This is a genomic window from Polymorphobacter sp. (assembly GCF_051860865.1).
Taxonomy (GTDB): Bacteria; Pseudomonadota; Alphaproteobacteria; order Sphingomonadales; family Sphingomonadaceae; genus Sandarakinorhabdus.
In genome coordinates this window covers 1-2,601 of record NZ_JBIMKZ010000139.1, presented here as the reverse complement: position 1 = coordinate 2,601, position 2,601 = coordinate 1, and the positions used below count along the sequence as shown (strand labels likewise).

The following is a 2,601-nucleotide window of genomic DNA, read 5'->3' as shown; positions in this document are numbered from 1 at the left end:
CGGCCCGGGCAGTGCGGCCATCGCCGGATGCGGCGGCGTATCGGGCGCGAACAGCCGCAGGTCGACACCGCGCGTGAACGGCCTCGTATGGCCCAGCCCATGCGTTGCCAACTCGTCAGCGAGCCGCGGCGTCGCGACGAGCACATGGGCGGCCGGCCCGTGGAAGCGACGCAGCAGGCGCCACACCGGCCCCTTGGGCAGCCCGGTCCGGGCCGCCACATAGTCGGGGAAGCGGGTGTGAAAGCTCGTCGTGAAGGCAATGCCATGCGCCAGGCACCAGCCCCGCGCCAGCCACCCCAGCGGCCCTTCGGTGGCAATATGCACGGCATCGGGCGCGAAGCCGGCGATCGCCGTTGCAATCTGCCGCCGCGTCGCCAGCGCCAACCGGATTTCGCGATAGCCCGGCATCGCCATCGACCGGAACCGGTCCGGACTGATCACCTGCACAGTGTGGCCACGCGCGGTGGCGATATCGACGATCGTCGCCAGCGTCCGAACCACGCCATTGACCTGCGGCATCCAGGCGTCGGTGACCAGCGTGATCCGCATCAATGGACCTTCTCTGCGCCGGCCGAGAGCTTGAGGGCGGCCACGCGCGCCGCCCAGTCGAGGATTTCGATGCGGCCGTCATGATGCTCGACGAGCGCCGTGCAGCTTTCGACCCAGTCGCCGTCGTTCATATAGGTGATGCCGTCGAACTCGCGGATTTCGGCCGAATGAATATGGCCACAGACCACGCCGTCGACCCCGCGTTCCCGCGCCGCGCGGGCCACCGTCTCCTCGAACCGCGAGATGAACGCCACGGCGTTCTTGACCCGCTTCTTCACATGCGCCGACATCGACCAATAGGGCAGCCCGAACTGCCGGCGGCCCCAGTTGAACCAGCCATTGGCGCGCAACAGCAACGAATAGCCAAGGTCGCCCAGGAAGGCGAGCCAGCGGGCATAGAGCACCACGCCATCGAACTCATCGCCGTGCAGCACCAGGAAGCGGCGCCCGTCTAGGGTCTCATGGATGGCTTCCGGCACCACCTCGACGCCGCCGAAGGCCAGCAAGGTGAAATCGCGCAGCGCCTCGTCATGATTGCCCGGGATATAGACGACGCGCGTCCCCTTGTTTGCCAGCTTGAGCACGCGGCGGACGATATCATTATGGCGCTGCGGCCAGTACCAGCCGCGCTTGAGCCGCCAGCCATCGATGATGTCGCCGACCAGATACAGCGTGTCGGGCTTCACCGAGCAGAGGAAATCATGCAGCAGCTCGGCATTGCAGCCGGCGGTACCGAGATGGGTGTCCGATATCCACACGGTCCGCAGCTTGATACGGCCGCGCGAGGTCAGCTCGTCATCCTGGTGCCAGTGTGCCGGGCCGGGCGCGCGGGCGAACAAAGACGGCGGCAGAGGCGGGGCGTCTTTCAGCCTTGATGTGGTCTCGCTGTCGTCGCGGTCCAGTAGCGGCAGACTTGCCATCACCCGGCCTTCCACTTGCTTCATGGCGCCGCCTCTACATCTTGTATGTGACAAGCCGGCGACACCCAAATATCAGGCTTCACGGCAAAGCTGTGATCTCCACGCGGCTCGGGTCATAATCGAACAGCCCGAGGCTGTCCTCGTCACGGGCGAGCCGGCGAGCATCGGCGCCGGCCTGCTGGAGGCGATCGGCACCCAGCGCCGATTCGGCCTGAACGAGTTGGCACCGCGCCAGCCGCGCCTGCTGATAAAGACCAAGCGCCAGTGTCGCCGTCGGCGCCTCGGCAAAGCAGCGGCCGAGCATCACCCCGTCCTCGATGGCCATCGCCGCCCCCTGCCCCATGAACGGCAGCATCGGATGCGCTGCGTCTCCCAGCAGCGCCACCGTGCCGGCCACCATCCGGCGCGCCACCGGCCGCACGAACAGCCCCCAGCTGTTGACCATGCCCCCCGGCGCCGCGGCGATCAGGTCGCGCACCTCGGGCACGAAATCGGCAAACAGCTGCGCCATCTCCGAGACGGGTACCGCCTGCGACCAGCCCTCGGCCCGCCACAGGCCGCTGCGGGTCAGCCCCACGCAATTGATCAGCGTGCCGCTCCGCACGGCATAGCGAACAAAGGACCGCTCGGCCCCGGTCCAGACCTTCGAGCCCGGCTCGCTGGCGCTGGCCGGCGCGTCCGCGGCAGGCACCAGCAGGCGCCAGGCGACGTGGCCGGTAAAATCGGCGCCCTCGTCACCAAAGACCTGCGTACGGACGGGCGACCGCGCGCCATCGGCGCCGATCACCACCGCGGCATCGAGGGTGCTGCCATCGTCTAACGTCAGCCGCGCCCCGGTGTCGCCGGCGGTGATGCCGACCACCCGCTGCCCAGTCCGCAGCGCCTGGCTGTCATTGGCCCGCACCGCCGCCACCAGCAGCGCATGCAGGTCGGCGCGGTGCATCATTAGATAGGGCGCCCCGTAACGGCTGACGACATCGCTCCGATCGATGCTCTTCAGCAGCCGGCCGGTGATCCCTTCATGGACATGCTGCACCGGCACCGCCTGCGCCGACGCCGCCAGGGCCTCGCCCAGCCCCAGCGAAACCAGCGCCTTGACGGCATTGGGCGTCACCGAAATACCGGCGCCGAC

General features: G+C 68.2%; 3 protein-coding genes. All 3 read right to left on the bottom strand.

Annotated features, from left to right (window positions below; genetic code table 11):
* Positions 1-549: glycosyltransferase (locus ACTIFJ_RS15265; RefSeq protein WP_439534970.1), on the bottom strand; the 549-nt coding region annotated here is incomplete at its 3' end.
* Positions 549-1,493 (bottom strand): UDP-2,3-diacylglucosamine diphosphatase, encoded by a 945-nt coding sequence (locus ACTIFJ_RS15260; RefSeq protein WP_439534969.1) that lies wholly within the window; start codon positions 1,491-1,493, stop codon positions 549-551. The genes ACTIFJ_RS15260 and ACTIFJ_RS15265, both read right to left, overlap by 1 nt.
* A gap of 55 nt (positions 1,494-1,548) precedes the next feature.
* Positions 1,549-2,601: FAD-dependent monooxygenase (locus tag ACTIFJ_RS15255; RefSeq protein ID WP_439534968.1), on the bottom strand; the 1,053-nt coding region annotated here is incomplete at its 5' end.

Bases quoted from the DNA above. Each gene is read 5' to 3' on its own strand.
- ACTIFJ_RS15260 (WP_439534969.1), bottom strand. From the start codon at position 1,493: ATGAAGCAAGTGGAAGGCCGGGTGATGGCAAGTCTGCCGCTACTGGAC.